This window comes from Gracilibacillus salitolerans (assembly GCF_009650095.1).
Taxonomy (GTDB): Bacteria; Bacillota; Bacilli; order Bacillales; family Amphibacillaceae; genus Gracilibacillus; species Gracilibacillus salitolerans.
Genome location: NZ_CP045915.1, coordinates 2,054,674 through 2,078,476, shown reverse-complemented (window position 1 = coordinate 2,078,476; position 23,803 = coordinate 2,054,674). Strand labels below are relative to the sequence as shown.

General features: G+C 37.9%; 22 protein-coding genes and 2 pseudogenes. 11 read left to right on the top strand and 13 right to left on the bottom strand.

Annotated features, from left to right (window positions below):
* Positions 1-137: 137 nt before the first annotated feature.
* Positions 138-710, bottom strand: a complete 573-nt coding sequence (locus GI584_RS09630) for a DUF1541 domain-containing protein (RefSeq protein WP_407647402.1) — start codon at positions 708-710, stop codon at positions 138-140.
* A gap of 226 nt (positions 711-936) precedes the next feature.
* Here GI584_RS09630 and GI584_RS09625 point away from each other — a divergent pair, with 226 nt between their 5' ends.
* Complete coding sequence (locus GI584_RS09625; protein ID WP_153791100.1) at positions 937-2,187, top strand: DNA polymerase IV; 1,251 nt, start codon at positions 937-939, stop codon at positions 2,185-2,187.
* Between the two features lie 107 nt (positions 2,188-2,294).
* On the opposite strand, the gene GI584_RS09620 is transcribed toward GI584_RS09625, so the two are convergent.
* The 5 genes from GI584_RS09620 to GI584_RS09600 form a co-directional block, all read right to left on the bottom strand.
* Complete coding sequence (locus GI584_RS09620) at positions 2,295-3,734, bottom strand: o-succinylbenzoate--CoA ligase (RefSeq protein ID WP_153791099.1); 1,440 nt, start codon at positions 3,732-3,734, stop codon at positions 2,295-2,297.
* 515 nt (positions 3,735-4,249) lie between these two features.
* Complete coding sequence (menB, locus tag GI584_RS09615; protein ID WP_100360891.1) at positions 4,250-5,068, bottom strand: 1,4-dihydroxy-2-naphthoyl-CoA synthase; 819 nt, start codon at positions 5,066-5,068, stop codon at positions 4,250-4,252.
* A gap of 13 nt (positions 5,069-5,081) precedes the next feature.
* Positions 5,082-5,858 carry a 2-succinyl-6-hydroxy-2,4-cyclohexadiene-1-carboxylate synthase gene (menH, locus tag GI584_RS09610; protein ID WP_153791098.1) on the bottom strand — a complete coding sequence of 259 codons (777 nt, stop codon included), beginning with the start codon at positions 5,856-5,858 and terminating at the stop codon, positions 5,082-5,084.
* Positions 5,848-7,590: a 2-succinyl-5-enolpyruvyl-6-hydroxy-3-cyclohexene-1-carboxylic-acid synthase gene (gene menD, locus GI584_RS09605; protein WP_153791097.1), complete on the bottom strand. Its 1,743-nt coding sequence runs from the start codon at positions 7,588-7,590 to the stop codon at positions 5,848-5,850. Before menD ends, menH begins: the two co-directional genes overlap by 11 nt.
* A gap of 2 nt (positions 7,591-7,592) precedes the next feature.
* The gene (locus GI584_RS09600) at positions 7,593-8,978 is read right to left on the bottom strand and encodes an isochorismate synthase (RefSeq protein ID WP_153791096.1); all 1,386 of its coding nucleotides are present in this window, start codon (positions 8,976-8,978) and stop codon (positions 7,593-7,595) included.
* A gap of 233 nt (positions 8,979-9,211) precedes the next feature.
* Between GI584_RS09600 and GI584_RS09595 the strand changes: the two genes are divergently transcribed.
* A complete protein-coding gene (locus GI584_RS09595; protein WP_100360895.1) occupies positions 9,212-10,144 on the top strand; it encodes a 1,4-dihydroxy-2-naphthoate polyprenyltransferase in 933 nt (310 codons plus the stop codon).
* 15 nt (positions 10,145-10,159) lie between these two features.
* On the top strand, positions 10,160-10,537 hold the full coding sequence (locus tag GI584_RS09590) for a PaaI family thioesterase (protein ID WP_100360896.1): 378 nt from the start codon (positions 10,160-10,162) through the stop codon (positions 10,535-10,537).
* Positions 10,538-10,568: 31 nt separating this feature from the next.
* Here the strand turns inward: GI584_RS09590 and GI584_RS09585 are convergent, their stop codons facing one another.
* Both GI584_RS09585 and GI584_RS09580 read right to left on the bottom strand, forming a co-directional pair.
* On the bottom strand, positions 10,569-11,147 hold the full coding sequence (locus tag GI584_RS09585) for an ECF transporter S component (RefSeq protein ID WP_153791095.1): 579 nt from the start codon (positions 11,145-11,147) through the stop codon (positions 10,569-10,571).
* Positions 11,148-11,214: 67 nt separating this feature from the next.
* Positions 11,215-12,273 carry a zinc-binding metallopeptidase family protein gene (locus GI584_RS09580; RefSeq protein ID WP_153791094.1) on the bottom strand — a complete coding sequence of 353 codons (1,059 nt, stop codon included), beginning with the start codon at positions 12,271-12,273 and terminating at the stop codon, positions 11,215-11,217.
* A gap of 163 nt (positions 12,274-12,436) precedes the next feature.
* Here GI584_RS09580 and GI584_RS09575 point away from each other — a divergent pair, with 163 nt between their 5' ends.
* Positions 12,437-13,456: a potassium channel family protein gene (locus GI584_RS09575; protein WP_153791093.1), complete on the top strand. Its 1,020-nt coding sequence runs from the start codon at positions 12,437-12,439 to the stop codon at positions 13,454-13,456.
* A gap of 56 nt (positions 13,457-13,512) precedes the next feature.
* Here GI584_RS09575 and GI584_RS09570 read toward each other — a convergent pair whose 3' ends face one another.
* A complete protein-coding gene (locus tag GI584_RS09570) occupies positions 13,513-13,935 on the bottom strand; it encodes a YugN family protein (protein WP_228552382.1) in 423 nt (140 codons plus the stop codon).
* 832 nt (positions 13,936-14,767) lie between these two features.
* On the bottom strand, positions 14,768-15,244 hold the full coding sequence (locus GI584_RS09565) for a transposase (RefSeq protein ID WP_228552381.1): 477 nt from the start codon (positions 15,242-15,244) through the stop codon (positions 14,768-14,770).
* Between the two features lie 528 nt (positions 15,245-15,772).
* On the opposite strand from GI584_RS09565, the pseudogene GI584_RS09560 reads away from it, so the two are divergent.
* The 5 genes and pseudogenes from GI584_RS09560 to GI584_RS09545 form a co-directional block, all read left to right on the top strand.
* Positions 15,773-15,991: pseudogene (locus tag GI584_RS09560) on the top strand (CotY/CotZ family spore coat protein); the annotation flags it as partial.
* Positions 15,992-16,732: 741 nt separating this feature from the next.
* The gene (locus GI584_RS24005; protein WP_228552380.1) at positions 16,733-16,891 is read left to right on the top strand and encodes a hypothetical protein; all 159 of its coding nucleotides are present in this window, start codon (positions 16,733-16,735) and stop codon (positions 16,889-16,891) included.
* On the top strand, positions 16,888-17,046 hold the full coding sequence (locus GI584_RS24290) for a hypothetical protein (protein ID WP_325063430.1): 159 nt from the start codon (positions 16,888-16,890) through the stop codon (positions 17,044-17,046). The genes GI584_RS24005 and GI584_RS24290 overlap by 4 nt, the downstream gene beginning before the upstream one ends.
* Positions 17,047-17,220: 174 nt before the next feature.
* Entirely contained in the window at positions 17,221-17,691 is a 471-nt protein-coding gene (locus tag GI584_RS09550) for a CotY/CotZ family spore coat protein (RefSeq protein ID WP_100360900.1), read from the top strand.
* Between the two features lie 311 nt (positions 17,692-18,002).
* A pseudogene (locus GI584_RS09545) lies at positions 18,003-18,314 on the top strand (IS3 family transposase); the annotation flags it as partial.
* Positions 18,315-18,389: 75 nt separating this feature from the next.
* Here the strand turns inward: GI584_RS09545 and GI584_RS09540 are convergent.
* Complete coding sequence (locus GI584_RS09540) at positions 18,390-19,736, bottom strand: glucose-6-phosphate isomerase (RefSeq protein ID WP_153791091.1); 1,347 nt, start codon at positions 19,734-19,736, stop codon at positions 18,390-18,392.
* Positions 19,737-20,082: 346 nt separating this feature from the next.
* Positions 20,083-20,433, bottom strand: coding sequence for a S1 domain-containing post-transcriptional regulator GSP13 (gene yugI, locus GI584_RS09535; protein WP_153791090.1), 351 nt, complete (start codon positions 20,431-20,433; stop codon positions 20,083-20,085).
* A 678-nt stretch (positions 20,434-21,111) separates the two neighbouring features.
* Between yugI and GI584_RS09530 the strand changes: the two genes are divergently transcribed.
* Together GI584_RS09530 and GI584_RS09525 are read left to right on the top strand one after the other, a co-directional pair.
* A complete protein-coding gene (locus GI584_RS09530) occupies positions 21,112-21,939 on the top strand; it encodes an alpha/beta fold hydrolase (RefSeq protein ID WP_153791089.1) in 828 nt (275 codons plus the stop codon).
* 83 nt (positions 21,940-22,022) lie between these two features.
* Positions 22,023-23,201, top strand: a complete 1,179-nt coding sequence (locus tag GI584_RS09525; RefSeq protein WP_153791088.1) for a MalY/PatB family protein — start codon at positions 22,023-22,025, stop codon at positions 23,199-23,201.
* A gap of 12 nt (positions 23,202-23,213) precedes the next feature.
* Here GI584_RS09525 and GI584_RS09520 read toward each other — a convergent pair whose 3' ends face one another.
* Positions 23,214-23,795, bottom strand: a complete 582-nt coding sequence (locus tag GI584_RS09520; protein WP_153791087.1) for a superoxide dismutase family protein — start codon at positions 23,793-23,795, stop codon at positions 23,214-23,216.
* Between the last annotated feature and the right edge of the window lie 8 nt (positions 23,796-23,803).

The following is a 23,803-nucleotide window of genomic DNA, read 5'->3' as shown; positions in this document are numbered from 1 at the left end:
TCCTGTTCGTCCACTTTGTACATTCAAAATTTTGACTAAGCCGAATGACTCCTCTGCTATAACTACGTATTTAAAAAATAGACCACTTGGAAAAGTGGCCCTTTTATTCTACATTTAGTTTTTTTGATTGTATGCTTTTATTCGATTGGTGCTAACTCGCTTTCCACTACCCACTTGTGATTCTTTATTTCTTCACCATCTTTAGTAGTGAAATCAACCATATATACGGTTGTTTGCTCAACAGAATCAATTTCAGCAGTAGCACCGTTCATACCTTCCATATGTGATGCGTTTAAAGTTACTTCATCACCAGGTTGAAAAGGTTCATCTCCCGCTTCTTCAATTTCCTCATGTATGACCCATTTATGATCCTCTACCCTTTCTCCACCATCTGTAGGTGTGTAAGAAACAGTATATACAACCGTGTTATATGCTCCAACAACAGTAGCTTCTACATCTTCCATCCCCGGCATGTGTGCCTCTGTGATAATTGCTTTACTTCCTACTTCATAAACAGGATTTTCAGCTTCTTCTAATCCTTCCGGTACCTCTCCTGAACTGGAGTGATCCATATCAGCATGGTCCATTTCGTTGTCTCCATTTTGATTAGATCCCTCAACCGGACCTTCTTCCGGTGTTTCTTCTTGAGCACCACAAGCGGCTAAAAGGAGCGCCACGCCTAATGATAAACAGATTAATATTTTCTTCAATCTCACTCACCTCTTTGTATTTTATTAGAGTAAAAGTAGCATATCAGTTAATAGGTGTCCAATGATTCATATAGATCTTATTTCGGGTCCACGGCTTTACTTGTTTTGGGTTCTGACTAGAATACTTTGAGTAGTATTACCTTAATTACTATATTTTAACACTATTTTTTTTTGAATACATAGGCTATACTAATATCCGGAACAAATGTTCGTTAGAGGTGTTATAATGGATTATAGCTCTTTCCCTAAACATAATGTGCTTTGTATCGACATGCGGTCCTTTTATGCAAGCATTGAATGTGTTAAACGTGGACTGGATCCGATGACAACCATGCTTGCGGTTGTTGGTGATAAAAATCGATCCGGCAGTATTATTCTTGCTGCTTCCCCTGCCTTAAAACAACGACATGGCGTCAAAAATGTAAGCCGGTACTTCGAGTTGCCTAAAGACCCTGATATCTATGTCGTTGAGGCAAAAATGGGAGATTACGTTCATATGTCGATGGAAATCACCAAGCTATTGCACCTGTATGTTCCCAAAGAAGCGATCCATCCGTATTCCGTTGATGAAATGTGGATTACCGTCGATGGATTAGAACATTTATACGGAAATGCACAAGAGATTGCCCAAATGATTAAAGACGAAATATATGACACAATGGGATTAACCTGTGCAATCGGAATTGGCGATAATAAGTTTTTAGCAAAAGTAGTGATGGATTTATATGCCAAAAAAACCGGTATTGCTACATGCTGTTATCAAGATGTCGAACGTTTATTATGGCCGGTTCCGATTGAAAAAATATGGGGAATTGGCAGACAACTGACAGCACACTTAAATCGTATGGGGATTGTCTATTTAGGACAACTGGCCAATTATCGATTAGACAGATTACAAAAGCGGTTCGGTGTGATTGGAGAGCAATTATACTGGCACGCATGGGGAGTCGATTTAAGCCCTGTTTATGATTCTTTCGGAAAAAAGGAAGAACAAAAAGGTTTCGGACACGGCATTACCTTATTACGAGATTATAGTGCGGAAGAGACATTAACATGTATGCTCGATTTATGTGAGGAAGTATGCCGGCGTACCCGCACACATCAAAGAGCGGGCAGAACCATTCACTTAGGAATTGGCTATGCCGATAACAGCGGCGGTTTTCATCGCTCACGCTCCCTTCACTTCCCCACCAATGTGACGATGGATATTTATCAGGTATGCTTACAGTTATTTCACGAATTTTATAATAAACATAGTAAAATACGTCGCGTCACTGTTTCATTGAACAATTTATACGATGATATGGATACACAACTGAATTTATTTGAAGATCAACCAAAAAAGAAAGATGTCGGTTATGTTATGGATGCCATTCGCTCCAAATATGGATCGACAGCTATTTTACGTGCCACAAGCTATACCGAAGCTGGTATTACACGAGAACGCAGCAAGAAAATTGGTGGGCATTATGCATAGGAAAAAGGACAGCTGGAGCAATGCTGTCCTTTTTTTGTTACTATCAACTTTTTGAAGTTTACTATCAACTTTCAGGATTTACTATCAACTTCGAGCACTTTACTATATCAACTTTTCAATAAATGACGCTGCAATTTATTCGTTGCGTTGCGTGGCAGTTGATCACGGAAATAGATTTGCTTTGGCACTTTAAATGAAGCAAGTCTTGATCGGCAATGTACCAGCAATTGATCAGCAGTCACCTGTTCGTTTGCCACGACATAGGCAACAGGAACTTGTCCCCATTTGCTATCTTCTATCGCCGTCACTCCTGCTTCTTGCACACCTTCAAATGATAAGAGTACTTCTTCTACTTCAGCCGGATAGATATTTTCACCACCTGAAATAATTAAGTCACTTCGTCGATCGACAACAAACAGGAAACCTTCTTCATCCAGGTAACCTAAGTCACCGGTGTGGAACCAGCCATCTCGAAAAGCTTCTTGATTAGCTTGTTCCCGCCGATAATAGCCTGTCGTCACCATTGATCCCTTTACTACAATTTCACCAACTTGGTTTGGCTCAGCTGTCGTGTCATCTACTTGAATTTGTAAGGATGCAGAGAAAAGCGGTTTTCCAGCTGAACCTAATTTACGTAAAGCCTCTGCTTCATTTAGCGTTGCAATTTGTGAAGATGTCTCGGTCATCCCATATGTTTGTACGATGGGGACGCGTTTTTCTTTCGCCTTCTCCAGTAACGGCTTTGGTGCCGGTCCACCACCTAACAACATACAGCGAAATGCAGTCGGATAATACTCATCACCTAACCTCTCTAACAACCGGGAACATGTCACCGCTACAACCGAGATAATGCTAACATTGTGCTCCATTAACGCACGGTGTACCTTTTCTTCATCAAATCGTTCTAACAAATAAACAGGCATACCATATATTACACTTTTAAACAGTATCGATAAACCACCGATATGGAACAGCGGGAGACATGCGAGCCATTTATCACTCGGCATTAACCCTAAATTTAAAGCAGACGCTACTGCACTTGACCAATGATTGTGATAGCTGTGAATCACAGGCTTTGCCCGACCGGTTGTACCTGAGGTAAACATCATGGAACAAACGGAATCAAGGTTCATGTCCGTAGTAAGCGTGCACTCAACAGACCGGAAGGAATGGATTTCGGAAAACGGATAAGCCTTGAACGTCAGTTGCTGTACATCCTCCTTATATTGATCAGAAAAAATAACAGTCTTAACATCAGCATCTTCACATTGTATTTGCCATTCTCTAGCAGTTAATCGCGTATTAAGAAAAACTACTGGAACATTCAAATACGTGCAAGCCCAAAAAGCTACCACCATATCGCTAGAATTGTTAGATAACATAGCAATATGGCCGTTTTGATGAACGGTATATAGTTTGGAAGCAAACTCACATGCTCTCTCATATAACTGAGCAAACGTCAGCGTCTCTCCATTGCTTAACTCGATCGCAATGTTATCCGGTGTTAAATAAGCTCGTTTCGTCAACCAATGTTCCATTCCTCTCACACCTTCTTCTCAATTTCTATAAATCGGGCATAACCCACCCGTATGCTATCTTCTGGTTCATATTAGATAACTACTGCGAACTAGTGAAAATTCTCGTTAGTTTGTCTTTCTTCCATTCTTCTGAAGTTGAGTGCTCGGAAACGCTCCGGCAGAATACTACGCTGGTTCTAATGTTCTGATTGTTGAAAGAAGAAAATCTTTGGATATATGAGCAAGGGACTTCTTCTCACTAGTCCAAAACACTAGTCAAAGCTGTGGAAAAATGCGACACTCCTGGGGGACAGCGCGAGCTGAAGATCCACTTGGTGATGCGGTTTTCATCACTAAGTTAGCTGAAGCCGCGCCCCGGAAAGGGAGTATTTTTCCGCAGCGACGGTAAATCACTCCTCAAAATGCAGAATGGAAGAAAGTAAATCTAACTTCGCTGTTTAAGTTTTCAGTGCACATGCATTACATCCTTTTACTTTATGCAAAAAGAACAGGCCAACACATAATGTATTGGCCTTTTTTTCTCATTATGGGAATCGTGGGAACTGTTTGAAGTCTGGTTTGCGTTTTTCTTTGAACGCATCTCGTCCTTCTTTTGCTTCATCTGTTGTATAATAAAGCAATGTCGCATCTCCACCCATTTGCTGCAGACCAGCTAGTCCATCTGTATCTGCGTTAAACGATGCTTTCAAGAAACGAAGCGCAGTTGGAGATTTCTCTAGCATCTCTTCGCACCATTGAATCGTTTCTTCTTCTAATTTTTCTAGCGGTACAACCGTATTTACTAAGCCCATGTCCAATGCTTCCTCTGCATTATATTGACGGCATAAGTACCAGATTTCTCGAGCTTTCTTATGACCAACAATACGTGCTAATAAGCCAGCACCATAACCTGCATCAAAGCTTCCTACTTTTGGACCTGTTTGTCCAAAAATTGCATTATCTGCCGCAATTGTTAAGTCACATACAACATGCAGTACATGACCGCCTCCGATTGCATATCCAGAAACCATTGCAACAACTGGTTTTGGAATTACACGGATTAAACGTTGTAGATCTAACACATTTAGACGAGGAACTTCATCTTCACCTACATAACCACCGTGACCACGAACTTTTTGGTCACCTCCGGAACAGAATGCTTTATCTCCTGCACCTGCAAGTACTATTACACCAATATTAGAATCATCACGTGCATATGTAAAAGCCTCAATTAATTCATTCACCGTTTGAGGACGAAATGCATTGCGTACCTCCGGGCGATTAATCGTTATTTTGGCAATTCCATTATACGTTTCATATAAAATATCTTCATAAGTGCGTTCACTTACCCACTCTACTGTCATTTGATGACCTCCTCTAAGAAATAAATTCCTCTACTATTGTACCAAAAATTCGCGTTTGTTCCACATGAATTGCATGTCCAGCCTGATCAATTATTTCTAATCGACAGTTTGATATCGATTTTTCCATCTGTAGATTGATCTGGACAAACTTCTCGTCCCATTCGCCAACAACTAATAAGACAGGCATATTAAGCTGATCAAGCTGATTCCAACATGAAGGCATCCTACCTGTTCCCATGGTTACTAACGAATGTGCTAATCCTTCTTTAGATTGAGATAATCGCTCTTGGCGAACTTTTTCTTGTATTTTCATAGGTAATTGTTTTTGCGAAGCGAATAGTGGTATGTTCTCCCATTTTTCGACAAACGCTTCAAGCGAATGACCGGATATATAATCGGCTAGCTCTTGATCCTTTTGTTTTCTAGCCTGCTGATCCTCCTCACTTACTAAGCCAGGAGACGCACTTTCCAGCGTCAGTGATCTCACCATTTCAGGATAATTGCAGGCAAAGGATAAAGCCGTCCTTCCTCCCATCGAGTAACCGACAAGATCAATCTGTTCCAAAGCCAATTGGCAACAAACATTATATAAATCCTTGCAGCAGTCAGACATCGACTTCACTCTAGCCTTTGTATGACCATGTCCCGGCAAATCAATAAAGATCAATTGATGGTTAGGAAAAAAAGGGCGTAATGATTGCCATGTTTGCATAGAACCAGTGAAACCATGCAACAGCACGACAGGTTGGCCATCACCATAGATATCGACCCAATAGTTATCAACGTACATCCCTATTCTCCTCTAAGATAGCCATTGTATGCTTTTCAATCTCCTGCCATTTCGTTCGATGCCATGTTACATTTTCATTTCGATTGGTTTTCACTTCTATCAATGAAACACCTTTCTGCTGATAGCTGGCTTCCAGTGCATTTAAATAGGCTGGCCATTCATCGACTGAATTAAAATCAAAGTCATAAAGTGCAGCTACCTTTTCAAATGCAAGCGACTGAGGTGTACCAAACAACATTTCATAATGAGCACTTCCCTCTTTCGCTTGCGGTAAAAAGGAGAAGATACCTCCACCTTGATTGTTAATCAACACAACGGTCAGATGGAGAGGATAATTTTTCGTTAATAATAAACCATTCATACTATGTAAAAACGAAATATCCCCGATCAATAACGTCACACGCTTTCCATTGCTCGCCATTCCGAGGGCTGTTGAAATAATGCCATCAATACCATTGGCACCACGATTTGCTTGAATGCTTACCTTTTTATCCGTTGCCAACCAGAAGGTATCCACATCCCGAATCGGCATGCTATTGCCTACAAACAATGTACTTTCATCAGGGATTACTGTTTGAATACCACGAACGGCCAAACCTTCTGTTAAAATATGCTGCTCTTGGATCAATACATTTCTAGCGGAATCATTCAGTTTTTGCCACATCAGTAACCATTCTCGATCAAAAGATAGTGAAAGAGTTGCTAACTGGTTCGCTACATCTGCTGGATTCCCGTACAAATAATGGGCACTCTTGATAGAAGGATTCCGGAATGTCACATCTTCATCGATAATATATTGCTCAATGTTATTTTCCTGTAAAAGTTGCAGTACAGGCTTCGAAACAGGCATTGCACCAAAACGGACAATGAAATCTGCATGGACGAGTTCTCTTACTTTTTTCGATTTTAAAAGACTGTCATAGCTTTCTACTACAACATTTTCTCCTTTAAGATGCCTTAAAGAGGAAAGCGGATCTGCAAATACAGGTAATTGCCATTTATCCGCTAAATCTAAAACAGCAGCAGCTAAATCATGATAATCATGTGGTCCACAAATAATAATTCCCCGTTTTTTATCCTGTAATTGCTGCTGAATATCCGCTAATAATGGCATAGAAACCTGAGTTTTTTCAAATTTAAAATGATGTGTGATTACCACATCCTCTCCCCACATACCATCTAAGTTGAAATCTGGAATAAGTGGTTCACGAAAAGGAAAATTCAGGTGTACCGGCCCTTTCACTTGATATAACGAAGTATGTACTGCCCGATCAGCATGATTCCGTGCATACTGCAACATGTTCGGTGTCGCTTCAGGCATAGCCATTTCATGAAACCATTTAACATAGTTTCCATAGATTTTTATTTGATCAATGGCTTGTGGTGCACCAACATCACGTAATTCATGTGGACGATCCGCTGTCAGCACAATTAAAGGAATTCGACTATACGAAGCTTCAATAATTGCTGGATAATAATTAGCAGCAGCCGTACCAGAAGAACAAACCAGTACGACCGCTTTTTTTGTTTCCTTAGCAATACCTGTTGCAAAAAAGCCTGCAGAACGTTCATCTATATCGACCCAAATATTAAATTGGTTGTACTCTGCAAAAGTTAGAGATAGTGGCGTTGATCGTGAACCTGGGGAAATGACAATATCACGAACACCACTCTTATAAAGCTGATCAACGAAATGACCAACATATTTTGTTAAAGACTCGACATGGTTCATAATTACCCTCCCAGAGCTTGTAACATTGGGGTGAATTTAATATTTGTTTCCTGGTACTCTATTTCAGGATCTGAATCTTGAACAAGACCACAACCAGCAAATAATGATGCTTTATCTCCGGCAACGAGTGCAGATCGAATCGCTACTGCAAATTCTCCATCAAAATACTGATCAAACCAGCCGATTGGAGCTCCGTACCATCCACGCTTTAACTGCTCAAATTTACGAATAAAGTCTAACGAACTTTCTCTTGGAAAACCACATAAAGCAGGTGTTGGATGAAGTTTTTCAACAACATCCAATAATGTATAACCTTGATCTAATTCTGCTTGTACAGGCGTAAATAAATGCTGCAAGTTTTTTAATGGATATAAAATAGGTTGATCGGGTATTTCAACATATTTAGCAAAGGAACAAACCGCTTCTTTGATCATATCCACCACAAATTGATGTTCATTGCGGTTTTTTTGATCTTGCAGTAACTGCTGTCCAAAATAACTATCTTCTTCCTTCGTATTACCCCGTGGAGCTGTTCCAGCCAGACAGGTAGAGAATAACTGTTGATTATCTACTTTCACTAAGCGTTCAGGTGTTGCTCCAATAAAGCAAACATTATCCTTTTCCCAGGCAAAAACAAAACTATTCTCTTGTGTTTTTTGAAGACGGCCGAGAACTTGTCCAATATCACAAACGTCATCAAATTCAATTTGTAACTCTCGTGCCAACACAATTTTATCTACCTTTTCTGAATCAATGGCAGTTGTCGCCTTATGCACAAGTTTTTTCCACTCTGCAGGATCTACTTCATGCTTTAATACAATATGATTTTCCTGATACGTTGGTTTGGATACAAGTAATAGCTGATTCTTTTTCGTTATAAGTTCTGCTGCTAATTGATCGATATTACTTCCTTGCTCTACATAGACCGTCGTAGTCAAGAATGCTTTATTCTTATCTATCGTTAACAGAAAGGTCGGAACCCGAAATTGACTGCCATTAAATTCCTCCCATAATTCCTCAACCTTCTCTTCTGCATCAAATGGAAAACCGCCAAAAGCAATCGGACCTGTCTTATATTGATCAAATGGATTAACAATCCAACTATTTTCCATCGTTTGTTTCCATTTCTCTTTCAAACCTTGGTATGAAGCATCCACATCATGAAAAAGTAATGCGTCTCCGATACCGATAAACTGTGTTTTCTGATCTGCACTAGACCAATAAATACGATTTTCTTCTATTCCTTTACCAGCCTGAAAGAAATCGATCGGGTCAATCCATTCTATTTGTTCTGTAACACTAACAAAGGTTGGTGCCGATTTATCTATAGATTGTTTTTGAGCTGATTGTAAAACACCATCTATTTTTATTTCCTTTGTTTCAATCATTGATAAACCCTCCAATATAATAGGGCATTTTTTTCATAAACGCTATTCATTATAGTATAATTCACACTATTTTTAAAGATAATAATATGTTCTTTAGATAATATACCCTTTACTAGTATAACAAAAAACTTATCTTTGGTGATGAATAATGTTTATAACAATAGTTTGACACATATATAAGTATTCACTAAACTTATAATGTTACTTAATTTTTATCAAGGAGATTTCTTACAATGGAAACAAAATCAAACCATTTAAATGAGAAGCCCGGATTCCATATATGGTGGAGATTACTGAGACCACACACATTGACTGCTTCCTTTATTCCTGTTTTTGTCGGGACCATGTTAGCAGTACTGGATAGTAGTTTCCAACCATTGTTATTTGTTGCGATGTTAATTGCGGCGATGTTGATCCAAGCGGCTACCAATATGTTTAATGAGTATTATGATTATGCGAGAGGACTGGACAACGAAAACTCCGTCGGCATTGGTGGAACCATTGTCAGAGATGGTATCAAACCTCATGTTGTAAAAAGGTTAGCATTTGTCTTTTTCGGAGTGGCAATCTTACTAGGTGTTTATATTTGTATGACATCCAGCTGGTGGATCGCCGTTATAGGTAGCTTATGTATGTTAGTCGGCTACTTATATACGGGCGGACCGATACCGATTGCCTACACACCATTCGGAGAGGTTTTTTCTGGACTGTTAATGGGAACTGTTATTATCGGGATTAGTTATTATATTCAGACATTAATGGTCACATGGCAAGTAATCGTTATTTCTATTCCGATCGCTATTTTTATTGGCTGTATTCTGTTATCTAACAATATCCGTGATTTAGATGGCGACAAAGAAAACGGTCGAAAAACGATCGCTATTTTACTTGGAAGAGATCGGGCTATCTTTCTTTTATCCAGCTTAATGTTACTTAGTTATGCGTTGACAGCCGCCTTTATTATCGCTGGACTATTACCAATATATAGTATCATTAGTTTATTAAGTATACCGAAAGCTCGCCAAGCTGTTCGTACATTCCAAACCAATACGACAAATGTTGGTATGATTCCCGCCATGGTTGCTACTGCTAAAACCAATACAATCTATGGTGCACTTATCGGATTGTCATTATTATTACAAATTTTCATTCCACTACCATTGTAAATCGGAGGTATACTTATGCACAACACCTTAATGGAAGCATTACAAATGGAAGTAAAAGAAAAATCAAAAAGCCTGGTCGCTATTTCGATGCCGGTAACCGGAAGTGTCAAACAGCCTGTCGGTTTTCTTCACGGAGGAGCAACGGTAGCTCTAGCGGAAACGGCAGCAAGTATGGGTGGCATGGAGCATGTTGATCCGCGATCACAAGCGATTGTTGGTATGGAAATTAATTGCAATCATCTAAGAGCGAAAAAAGATGGAGTTATTATTGCTAAAGCAACTCCTATTCATATTGGCAAGCGTACAATGGTATGGAATATCCAAGTGGAGGATGAAGACGAGGAATTAATTGCGATTTCTCGTTGTACGTTAGGAGTTATTAATAAGTTGTAGTAAAAAAATCGAGCGCAAGGGCTCGATTTTTTTATTTCTTTTGTATCCAGTTCTTAAGTTTGGTGAAGATTAGTGCAAAAACGATACCTACTATTATCCCTTTTATCAGGTTAAATGGCAGGATACCAACTAGTACTGTGCTTCGCTTTACACTTTCGGACATTTCTTCCCAGCCCATAAACCAGCTATATGCCGGAATAAATAAGAAGTAGTTTAAAAGGGTTAAGCCAATGGTCATCAGCAATGTTCCGATTCCTAAACCGATGAGCACACTTTTCATTGAACGATATTTCATATACATAAAACTAACCGGTACAACATAAAGCATCCCGGCAAAGAAATTGGCCAGTGCACCAATCGGATCAGAAATAGCTGTTACAAGCACATACAATATATTTTTGATGGCTACAACTACTACTCCTGCGACTGGTGAAAAAATAATCCCTGCAATTAGGGCTGGAATATCACTTACATCTATTCGCAAATATGCTGGAATAAAAGGAAATGGTAAAGGGAAATTTAAAAACATTAATAATACCGATATCGTTCCCATAATCGAAATCACGATTAAACGATAGAGATTACTTGTTTGGGCAGATGATGAATTCAATATGTTTGCCTCCCCATCGAGATAATAATTTAATCGTATGGGTTTTAACATTTTATGTCAACATTTTTTAATCATCTAATGGATTTAAACTTTCCTTGCCAGTCATATTTGTGATCATTTCTATCAATAAAGAAATTTCCTCTTCGATATCTTTGATACTTGCCGTCTCCACGGGTGAATGCATGTATCGTAATGGCAGAGATACTAAACTGATTGGTACACCTTTACCCGTTAAGCGCATCTTATCAGCATCTGTTCCTGTATGTCTTGGCGTTAATTCATATTGTACTTCGACACCTAATTTTTCGGCGCTCTTTTCTAACAGTTGATTCAATTTGCGATTGATCGGTGCTCCTTTTGCCAGTACAGGACCACCGTCTAATCGAATATCGCCATGTTTTCGTTTATCTACAGATGGGTAGTCAGTAGCAAATGTAACATCTAATGCTAAGGCTGCATCTGGTTTAAGACCTGCCGCTGCGAAATAGGCACCACCCAAGTTTGTTTCTTCGTTCACAGTACTCACACCATAAACTCCGATACTAATATCTTTATCCGCAAGCCTTCTCATTACTTCTGCAACGATAAAAGCACCTGTTCGATTATCAAGTCCTCTACCAGAAACATAGCGATTTTTTAAGACTTCAGATTGTCGGCGATACACTACTAAATCCCCAATTTGGATATCTTGTTCCATTTCCGACTTATCTTTTGCGCCACAATCTATAAAAAGATCTTCCACTTCAAAGTCACCTTTTATACCTCCATGATGCTGGGCGTTAACACCGATTACACCAGGAACTTGTTTATCCTGACCTAATATTTCCACTTTCATGCCAATTGCTGACTTTGGATTAATACCACCCATTTTGTCCACAAAGACAAAACCATTATCATCCATACGATTAACAACAAATGCAACCTCATCACTATGACCAGCTAACAGCAAATGAAAATCTGCTTCTTCATTTTTCACCGCAATGACGTTACCAGCGTGATCACTACGTATTTCATCGACAAATGGCTCTACATATTTCAGCCACTTTTTCTGAATTTCCATTTCCATACTTGATGGAGAGGGTGTATGTAATAACTCTTGTAAAAACGCTATTCTTTCTTTTTCCATAAAGAACATTCCTCCTAAGTAAGAATAAGGTACTTGAACTTGTTTAAACTATAATAAAGTAAGACTTCTCTCAGGGGGGGGTGGTTGTTTCCCCACTGAGGGTTAGAGAAACTTATCAGGGTGTTAGTTTACCTGATCCACACTGATAAAAAAAGGTGATCACATGATTTGGTATAAATGCGTACAATTTTACTTCCATCTGCCCATTATTGTACGGCTATTATTAAGTGTATCGATACTAATGACAATGTTCGGATCTCTTATCCATTTAATCGAACCAGATCACTTCCCCTCCGTATTTGACGGAATTTGGTGGGCGATAGTTACAGGGTCGACCGTTGGATATGGAGATTATGTACCACTTAGTACAATCGGCAAAATAATAGCTATCCTACTAATTTTAGCCGGGGGTGGTTTCGTTACTTTTTACATGGCTACCTTGTCTGCAGGGACTATCAAATTTGAACAAGATTTATCAGAAGGAAAAACTTCTTATAGAGGTACCAACCACACTATTATTATAGGTTGGAATGAGCGAACTAAACAATTAATTGAAATGATTGAAGCTCATAACCTTGATACAGAAGTGGTATTGATTGATCATACTTTAAATAAGCTATCCTTTAAAGATCACCACATACATTATATCAAAGGTGAACCTACTTCAGATAAAACATTACAAAAAGCCAATATTGAACAAGCAAAATTTATTATTATTACATCTGACCCTAGCTTAACGGAGGAACAAGCTGACCGGCAAACGATTTTAAGTATCATTGCAGCTCGTGGTAATAATGCTTCCATCCATATCATTTCCGAAATTTTAACCGAAATGCAGCGAAAAAATGCGATTCGCGCTGGAGCCGATGTCACCGTTCGTTCTAATAATTTTATGAGTTCCTTATTTTATCAATCACTATTCCAAACAGATCCCCAAGTTACAGAAATTATAGCAAAAACTCTAGAAGAACAACAATTTTGCTCAGAATTAGTTGATGAAGGTTTGATTGATAAAGATTTTTACTTCTGTGCTCAACAATTCTTAGCAGATAGAAAATGGTTAATTGGCTTATTTAGAGAAAATGAAATGATCTTACATCCCGATTTTGCATTACGTATGAAAAAGGGCGATTCTCTAATATATTTACAGTCATTAGAACATACTCGAAAACAAGTTGAATAATGTAAAGAACCCATTTCTTCTTTTTCGAAATGGGTTAAGTATATTCTGCATAATTTTCAATCCGAAATTTGCGTAAGTAACACTTCTAAGTTTTGCAATACGACTTTCCCTTTTTCAATATAATTTGATGGAATATCAGCATCTTTTTCTATAGGTGCCTGAAATTGGTTGAAAGCAGCTTGTATGACACTACTTTCTGCATATGCGTCAACATCATCCTGATAGCGGTGAGTCAGTAAATAAGGTTTATCGATTCTTATTACTGACGCATCATGCTCTATCTCCCCTCTCACAGAATGAAAAGGGATACGAAGAAAATGATAGCCACCATCGTTAGCTAATTTATAATCAAAATAGCCGTGATCATACTCCCACGCTCCACCTAGTGCATAGCCTTCTTTTTCTAGTATGTCTTTCACTTGTTGATAGGAATATACATTATTCTCAATTTTCGAATCTAATTCGTACAACGCACTCACCCCTTTTTTACATAGGGTACCCACGCAATAATAAAATATGTAAGAAAAAACACCAATCTTACCTTGTATCTGAGTCGAAATAGACAAAAACTACGAACTAGTGAAAATTCAGATTTACTCTCATCCATTCTTTTGGAGTTGAGTGTAAGCTCGTAGCTGCGGAAAAATACTCCCTTTCCGGGGGCACGGCTTCAGCTTCCTCGGCAGACACCCACTGCCTGCTGGATCTTCAGCTCGCGCTGTCTCCCCCAGGAGTGTCGCATTTTTCCGCAGCTTGGTGTAATTCTCTAGTTAAGTAAGAGGAAAGCCGTTGAATATATTTCCAATGAATTACTTCTCTTCATAATCAAAACATCACTGTTAGCGCTGGCAGAATACTGATATGAACGAAACTGTCAAGGCTACCTTCAAAACATTTCATTGTATCTCTTTTTGGGTAACCTTAAGCTAGGAGTCTAAATTCGACCCTTTATCAACGAATAGTATTTCTTGCGCAGATATAAGCAAATGCTCTCCTTCTCTTAGCTTGCCAACCACTCCTCCTATAGCTAAGAAGAATGGAAGTGCCTCCTTTCCTGTAAGGTATCAAGGGGACAAACACACGGCATGAAGGCAAAAATCTCTACTCCGATGAGCACACTGATATCCGTGGATTCTCACATTTTATCGTTCCGTCTAAGGATCTGTCACGAACTCCTGGCTTGCGTTCATCAATACATGGCTAGCACCGTGCGTTATCCTTTACGGTTTTTATCTTTGCCTTCAAGCCCTATGCTTCTTTCCTTTTTTACGTCTTTTTTTCGTTTGTCTTGTCTACACCTTTATGTATGACCTAAGACAACTCCCCTTCACCACCAGGTGCATTAGCTATAGCCCAGATAAAACCTGCTAATTCTCTTGCGACAGCCGTAATGGCTTTTCCACTTTCTTTCCCGCGTCCCATCAACCGGTAATATTTTTTGTGTAATCGATGTTGAGCTTTCCATGAAATGCTTAAAATATTGGTCGGTTGTCCATTTTGCCTTCTTTTCAAATCTCGACCAACGGCAGGTTTATGTCGATAACTCCATGCAGCCTCAATTAACAACTTCCGAATATGTCGGTTTCCTGTTTTGGTGATTGCCTCTAACCTTCGTGCGTCACCACTGGAACTTTCACTTGGTACTAATTCTGTGTAGGACATAAAGCCACTAGGTTGAGGGAATCGTCCAAACGACCCAATTTCTGCAGCCAAGCTAGTAGCTGTTATAACCGCTATGCCTCGTAATGTCATGAGCTTTTGAATCAACGGTGCATGAACGTCCTTCATCCGCAACGGCCACTGCAATTTTTTCCTTTGATACATCTAACCCTACGTATTTTGTGTTATAATTCATGTTACTAGCTCCTTTCGTATTATAGCTCTGATTTAGGATTTTGTTCTTTACTACTCTATACCCAAGTTAACCTACGTTACTACGATTAGGGGCTAGTTTCGTTCATTATAACTCCTGTGGGAACAGCACGAGTCCGAAGACCCCGCAAGAAAGCGTTGTTTGCTTTGTGAGGAGGCTAAGGTTGTGCCCATGGAAAGCGAAGTATCTTGCCGAAGCGTATCATAACACTCATTTATAATCAGGATGGAAGAAAGTAAATCCACAAAAAAGTTATTTCGTGGTTTATGTATTTTGTACACATTTTTTTATATTTTTTTCCTTTTAAAAAGAGTCTGTCCCAAAATAAAATGTACCCTATAGAGTAGACACTCAAAAAAAGTCTACCTATAGGGTACATTTTAATTTTAGTGTAGCATAGTCTTTTTTTAAAAAGTCCTTTACAAAGGGTACACTTTAGATGCTTTAACAGCTTTATATTTCGTGTAACTGAAGTGGAGGATGACTGTTGTGCAGTATTAGAACTATTAGTATTTAACAACGATGATACAACTTGTGGGGATCCTTGTGAACAACTTGACAACGAAAAAGTTGAGGACTTACAACGTACTGGTACCTATATTACTGTAGACTTAAAATGCTTCTGTGCTATTACTTGCTTACCTGCTATTTCTGTCTTTTAATCATCCTTTCATTCTTCCAGCAATATTAAGCTGGAAGAGTTTTTTCGCTTACTTAATCACTTAACTTTCGCATACTGAAATAAGCAGATACTCCTTGAGAGATAGGAGGAGAAAGTTTAAGCATTGATTTCCTCACCGACGCTTAAACCTAGCTTGCCGTATTGCCATTAGTATTAATTGCAAAAATGACCAAACTTCTTTTTATGCTTCTTCTTACTTTTCTCAAAATCTCGACTTTTATCATGACAATGCTCTATCTTCTAGTAGCAATCACGTGAGTGATTGTGTTTCTTTTTACATGGATCGTGACAACACATAATTTCAATCCCCCTTCTTGTTATTACTTTATGTAGATAAGAAAAAGGAGGTTGGACTAGTTTCGTAGTCATTTAAATTATTTTAAAGGAACGCTATTCCACGGCTCTCCTTTTTCTTTACATATCATACAGAATTTATACTAATTATGTACAATTGGATTATTGATCGTGAAGATATACACTTAAAGTAACTGCAGTTTAGTGAAAGAGGATTTATTGTAAAGTTCGTTGAATTTTTATGAGAGAAACTTAATGGAATTATATATTATGACTAAGTAAAGATTTATATTATTGGAGGTTGCATATGGATATTGAAATTGGTGATAAGAGCAAATGATTATTCTGAAGTATTATTTGTTATTGGAATAATGAATTAGGAGCTCTCAATGTTAATGCTGAAAATATTTCCGAACGTTTTGAAAGAATGAATAAAGATGAAAATTACAAAACATTTGTCGCATTGTTTGAAAACAAGGAAGTAGGTTTTATTACGGTGGTACAAACAATGGCTTTAGAATACGAAATAGGATACTTAAAAATTAATGGCCTTGCTGTACAAGAAAATTTTCAAAAAAAGGAATAGGAACTAAACTTCCTAAATATGCTGAAAATTATGCTTTAGAGAAAGGACTTTCTCAACTTATATTAAATAGCGGATTGCAACGAACAGAATCACATTATTTTTATGAGTCCAAAGATTTTGATAAGTTATCATATTGTTTTACTAAAAATGTTTAATATATTTTCAACGCGGTTCCTAAAACATTGCCATTAATTAAAAAGAAATAATTTACAACGTAAAGTTTTTATTTCAATAATACTAATTGAAAATCCATATTTCTCTTAATCTATTTGTCCATTTCATATTAAGATTTATTACATATTATAGTAAGGAAAGGAGGAGAAGAAAAGATGTCTAGTAAAAAAGTAAGTTTTGAAAAAGATCATGTTGGTGACAATAATTGTGTTTGTGACGTGCTTCAATTTATTTTGGATGCTCAAGATGATACAAATGGAAATGGGTGTACTTCAGGATGTGCACAGTTTCTTGTAAATCCAGTCCAAACAGTTAATACAGTCCCTTTTATTCTTATTACAAAAAAGAATACTGTACAATTTGCATTTGGTGACCTTCCTGAAAATGATTGTTTTATCACTGTCTATTTTAGAATAAATGCATTAGATGACTGTTGTGCAACACTAGAGTTGTTAGAACCAAACCCAGGAAGAGCAATTCAAACAGGAGATAACTGCTGTGTACCACTTAACCAAGTTTGTGGTGCAGGTGGTGATCTGGAATTAACGAGAACAGGTCAGTGTATAACAGTTGATTTAGACTGTATCTGTGCAGTTCAATGTTTTGATCCTACAGTTGTAGTGTAATGAATAGCAGCGGTACTGCTGCTCGTAGAAGAAGAGGCTAAGACTACTATAAGGGGTCCCGGTAGCAAAACAACCTTCTATTCTTACTAAAGAATAGAGGGTTTATTTTTATATGGATTTGTTTCTTCGTTAGTCTCCTTTCTCTACCTATTGCAATCAATGCAATTTATCGTGTATCCATATACTTGTATGTATATTTCTTTTGTGTAGATAAAGCCAATAGCATAGCAGATTCCAAATAAGGCTAATAAGTTACTTTGAAAATCTAAACAGATACTCTTTTAAAGTTGAAAAATAACAGAAGAGTATAGTTGGCAGAGGAAGCCTTCATCCATTCAGATCAAGGATTTCACTATACGAATCCACTCTTTCAAAAGTTGGTTAAGAAATATGGTTTATGCCAATCCATGTCAAGACGAGGAAACTGTTGGGATAACGCTCCACAGGAATCATTTTTTGGACATTTCAAAGATGAAGTATATATTAAGCCTTGTGAAACATTAGCTGAATTAAAGCGTGAAATTAAGAGTTACATGACTTATTACAACAACTACAGATACCAGTGGAATTTAAAAAAGATGAACCCTGTACAATACAGGAATCATCTTTTTAGTGTAGCATAGTCTTTTTTTAAAAAGCCCTTTACAACGGGTACACTTTAAAAGTTCGCTTACTTTAGGACAGCCTATTTCATAACATTACAGACGTTTTTCTAATTTTTCTTTTTCTTCTTCAAAACCTGGTTTACCAAGTAAGGCAAACATATTTTTCTTATATGCTTCAACACCTGGCTGGTCAAATGGATTCACACCTAATAAGTATCCACTGATCGCACAAGCTTTTTCGAAAAAGTACACGACATATCCAAATGTGTATGCATCAAGTTTTGGAAGGTGTACTAATAAGTTCGGTACCTCACCATCAGTATGTGCTAGTAATGTACCCTGGAATGCCTTTTCGTTAACAAAGTCCAGTGTTTCCCCAGCTAAATAATTTAATCCATCTAAATCCTGATCTTCCTTTTCAATGGTGATATTTGATTTTGGTTCTTCTACGTGAAGTACTGTTTCAAAAATATCACGGCGTCCCTCTTGTACATACTGACCTAATGAGTGAAGATCAGTTGAGAAGTTAGCAGAAGATGGATAAATACCTTTGAAATCTTTCCCTTCACTTTCACCGTAAAGCTGCTTCCACCATTCAGAGAAATATTGAAGTGCTGGCTCATAATTAATAAGCATTTCAATCGTTTTTCCTTTATTGTAAAGGACATTACGAACCGCAGCATATTGATAAGCAGGGTTCTTCGCTAGGTCTGCTTCACTTAATTCTTCTTGAGCTTTTTGCGCACCTTGCATCATTTCATCAATATCTACTCCACTTACCGCAATTGGTAATAACCCTACCGCTGTAAGAACAGAGTAACGTCCTCCAACATCATCTGGAATAACGAAGCTTTCGTACCCTTCTTCATTTGCTAATGTTTTTAGGGCACCTTTTGCTTTATCAGTTGTCGCATAGATACGTTGTTTCGCTTCTTCTACACCATATTTTTCCTCAAGGAACTTACGGAAAATACGGAAAGCAATTGCTGGTTCTGTCGTTGTACCACTTTTCGAAATAACATTTACGGATACATCTTTATCTTTTAATACATCAAATAGATCATTGATATACGGAGCGCTAATGCTATTACCAACAAAGAAAACTTGTGGTGTATTACGTTGTTCTTTCGCTAATTCATTATAAAAAGAATGATTTAGCATTTCGATTGCTGCTCGTGCACCTAAGTAAGAACCACCAATACCTACAACTAATAGCACGTCGGAATCGGATTTGATTTTATCGGCCGATTTCTTAATTCTAGCAAACTCTTCTTTGTCATAGTCAGTTGGAAGGTCTACCCAACCTAAAAAATCATTCCCTGCACCTGTCTTGTTATGTACCATTTCATGTGCTAATTTTACCGGTTCTTTCAGGTACTCTAATTCATGTTCCCCGAAAAAGGCTAGTGCTTTCTCGTAATCAAAGCGTACATGTGTCATGTTTTTGTAACCTCCAATAATTATTCTCACTATTTAAATGTACCGAATCCTGCGTCTTAAATCAAGCAATGCAACAAGAGATTTTCAAAAACCTTCTGAATTTAGGGAAATTTCTGACTATGCATTTTGTATTATTTTCATGAATAGCCAAAAATTAAATATAAAGCGAGACTTCTATATCAGGATTTTTATCCCCTACTGATGGTAAGCAAAACTGATCAGGGTGTTAACTCACCTGATCTCCTCACTTAGCTTCTTCGATTTAACCTTGAAGTGGAAGTTTTAAGGACGATTAGCACCGTGATAAAACAAACCAACAACCCTGAGATGTTGTTGGTTTGTTTTATTACTCAGATTGTTTAATCCATTCTTTAAGCTTGTCCTTCAGAGTGTTAAATCCGTGTTCTCCTTCTTTTTCTGAAATTGGATTTGTATTGCGATCTGCTTGTCTTTCGGGCTGCAGCGCACGGATTGATAATGCATATTTGTTTTCACTTTCATCAACTTCAATTATTTTAACGGTTACTTTGTCTCCCTCTTTAACATGATCGTTAATATCTTTGACAAAACCGTTTGTAACTTCAGATATATGAACTAAACCTTGTACTTCCTCATCGATAGAGACGAATGCACCATAAGGTTGAACCCCTGTGATTACTCCTTCAACCACATCTCCTATTTGAAATTTATCTGACATACTTCCAACTCCTCTAAAACATTTTCTTACCGATTAATTACTCTTTAAACATTAAGTAATGTTAGCATACTTAAGATAAAAATAGCAAAAGAAAGCTGAACTCATCCTAATTAAAGACTACCGAAGAAATATAAATTTAAAATTTATCAAAATAAAGGTTTAAAAAATATAAAAATGGGCAATTTATAATTATGTAAGACTTTCTCGTATTCCCCCTGGATAGCAAAGCGATCCGTCGCTTTGCTTATTTTTTTATTAATGAAAATATAAACTTATGCACAACATAGATTAACGAAGTGAAATCCTTAGGGGTGTACTTCCTTCCAATTCTATAGAATTTAGTGTAAGCTCGCCGCTGCGGAAAAATACTCCTTGTCAACCAAGGACACAAGTGTAATATCTACTATGCAGTTAAGCCACGGCTTCAACTTCCTCGCTCACATTCGTTCAGCACATGTATCAGAGCAGGGCGACCAAGTGTCGACGTTGGCCTAGGACGTGGCGCATTAATCCTACCCTATAGTTTGTCGAATTTCCATAGCTTAGAGTAACTATTCGGACAAAGTGACAGGAAATCCAAAGCAAATATTTCCCCCCCAGTCGAATTAAATAATCCAGGCTAGGACTGGGGCGGTTTTGTTCGTTTTTACTATCATACCTTAAGTGAGGTTACATCATATGAAAAGTACAATCCCATATAAAGGACATATTATCAGCTTTACTTTTCACAAGAATTCGCTTAAACCTACTATTATCATGCTACATGGTTTTTTAGCTTCAACATACTGCTTTCGAAAGTTAATTCCATTATTACAAAAAGACTTCCAAATTATTTCTATTGACATTCCGCCATTTGGAGAAAGTGAAAAATCCAACACTTGTTTATTTTCCTATGATCACATAGTAGATGCCATCAAATTTATAATGGACGACCACTCCATCGACAAAGCCATTTTTCTCGGTCATTCAATGGGTGGTCAAATTTCCTTGAGATTTGCTTACAAACACCCTAATCATATTGACCTTTTATATTTAATAGCACCATGTAGCTTTATGAGACATTCACCATTGTTGGCCAGAGCAATCTGCCACAATCCATTATCTCCTTTTATTGCAAGAAGATTGTTAAAGCGAAAAGGAGTTTATGAAATGCTCAGACACTCCATTTATCACGATAACATCATCACGGATGAAATGTTGGAACACTATAAAAAACCGTTTCTCGACAAAAAAATATATCCATGTATTATAAAAATATTAAACGATCACCAAGGCGATTTATCTGAACAAGCACTCTCAACTATTAACACCCCAGCCCATATTATCTGGGGAAAAAATGATGAAATTATCCCTTACGAAATCGGATATGAACTCATTAAATACCTGCCAAAAGCAACACTAACAACCCTAGACCAAGCAGGCCATCTTCTCTCGGAAGAAAATCCTCACCAGATCGCCAAGATTGTTAGTCAGTGGAACAGAAGTAGTGTCCCACTTTCCCAATAAGTCGAGTATTAGACTTTTCTTCGAGCGGGCGGTATGATTAAATAGAAAAAACAAGAAACGTTATTAAGGGAGTGCAAAAAGATATGACATTTTCTTTTGATAAACAAATTGAGAGACGAAACACGAGGGCCGTCAAATGGGATCTAGTCAAAGCGCTATACGGATCGGAAGATGTCTTACCCATGTGGGTAGCAGATATGGACTTTGAAGTTCCACCAGCTGTAAAAGATGCGTTAACAGAACGTGCAAAACACGGTGTATTTGGCTACACCTTTACCGATAATGCACTTCAAGACACAATTACTGATTGGTTGGAATACAAACATGATTGGAAAGTGAAAAATACCTCTATCCAATACAGCCCAGGTGTGATCGCTACCTTATATATGGCTATCCAAACCTTCACAGACATAGGGGATAAAGTTCTGATTCAGACACCTGTATACCCTCCTTTTTACGATATCGTAAAAAGACACGACCGTGAATTAGTGACAAATCAACTGATTGTTCAAGAAAACAAATATGAGATTGATTTCGATGATTTTGAATCTAAATTACAACAAGGAGTTAAAGCATTTATTCTCTGTAACCCACATAATCCGGTTGGCCGTGTGTGGACCAAAGCAGAATTAGAGAAAATTGTAGCACTTTGTAAAAAATATCATGTGATGATTTTTGCGGACGAAATCCATGCAGACCTTGTGTATCAACAACACAAGCACATACCAATCGCTAAAATAGACGAGGACATGGCAGATCAGATTATTACTTGTATGTCACCTACAAAAACATTTAACTTGGCAGGGCTACAAGTTTCCTATTGGATAGTACCAGATAAGGAGAAAAGAGACGCATTGGAAAAGACCTTTCATAAACAAGGAATGCATATTTTAAATACAATGGGAATTACCGCTTTAGATGCAGCCTATAATAATGGGCGAGAATGGCTTGATCAATTACTCGACCAATTACATACAAATATCGATTACGTGGATAACGCATTCGCTAATCATCCCAAAGTGAACGTATTCCATCCAGAAGGTACCTATTTAATATGGCTTGATTTCCGTAAACTCGGCCTTTCACAAGATGAACTTAAAGAATTTTTACAAAAAGAAGCCAAAGTTGGATTAAATGATGGGGCCTCATTTGGAGAAGAAGGTATAGGTTTTATGCGGATGAATATTGCATGTCCATTAGATATAGTAAAAGAAGGTACTACCCGAATTATTAATGCGTTAGAAAACGTAAAAAAGGAGTAAGCGAATGAAGGCTTACTCCTCTTCTTTTTTATTAGATTCAGTTGGATCAGTTGGCTTGTCATCATCTGTTGCTTCATCTAAAGATATGGCACCACAAACAACGCGGTCACCTGCATCACCTGCAGGTTGGGAAACACCATCATCCTGCCCTCCATGAATAATGATCGAGGTTCCATCTTCTCTTAATAAGGATTTATCTCCGTCCATTAATGTTGCCCCTGGAAGCTCAAGTTCTACATCTGCCGTTCCGTCTGCCTCTATTTCTAAATTTGGCATATCACCTAGATGAGCACCCTCCGGATGCATGAGTCCATGTTCATTTCCTTCTGGATTAAAATGATTGCCGGCAGATTGAAAATCTGGTCCTTCACATTTAGCATATTCATGAATATGTACGCCATGCAACCCTTGTTCCAAACCTTCCACCTTAATTTGAACAGTTACCAAATCTTCCTGTTCTTTAAACGTAGCAGTTCCCACAGCATCATTATCCGGATTATACAAACGGACTTCTAACGGAGAGCGATCCTCCGCCTGACAGCTAGCAAAGAACATGAGCATAACTAAAAAGAAACAAAGTACATACCTTTTCATAACATCTA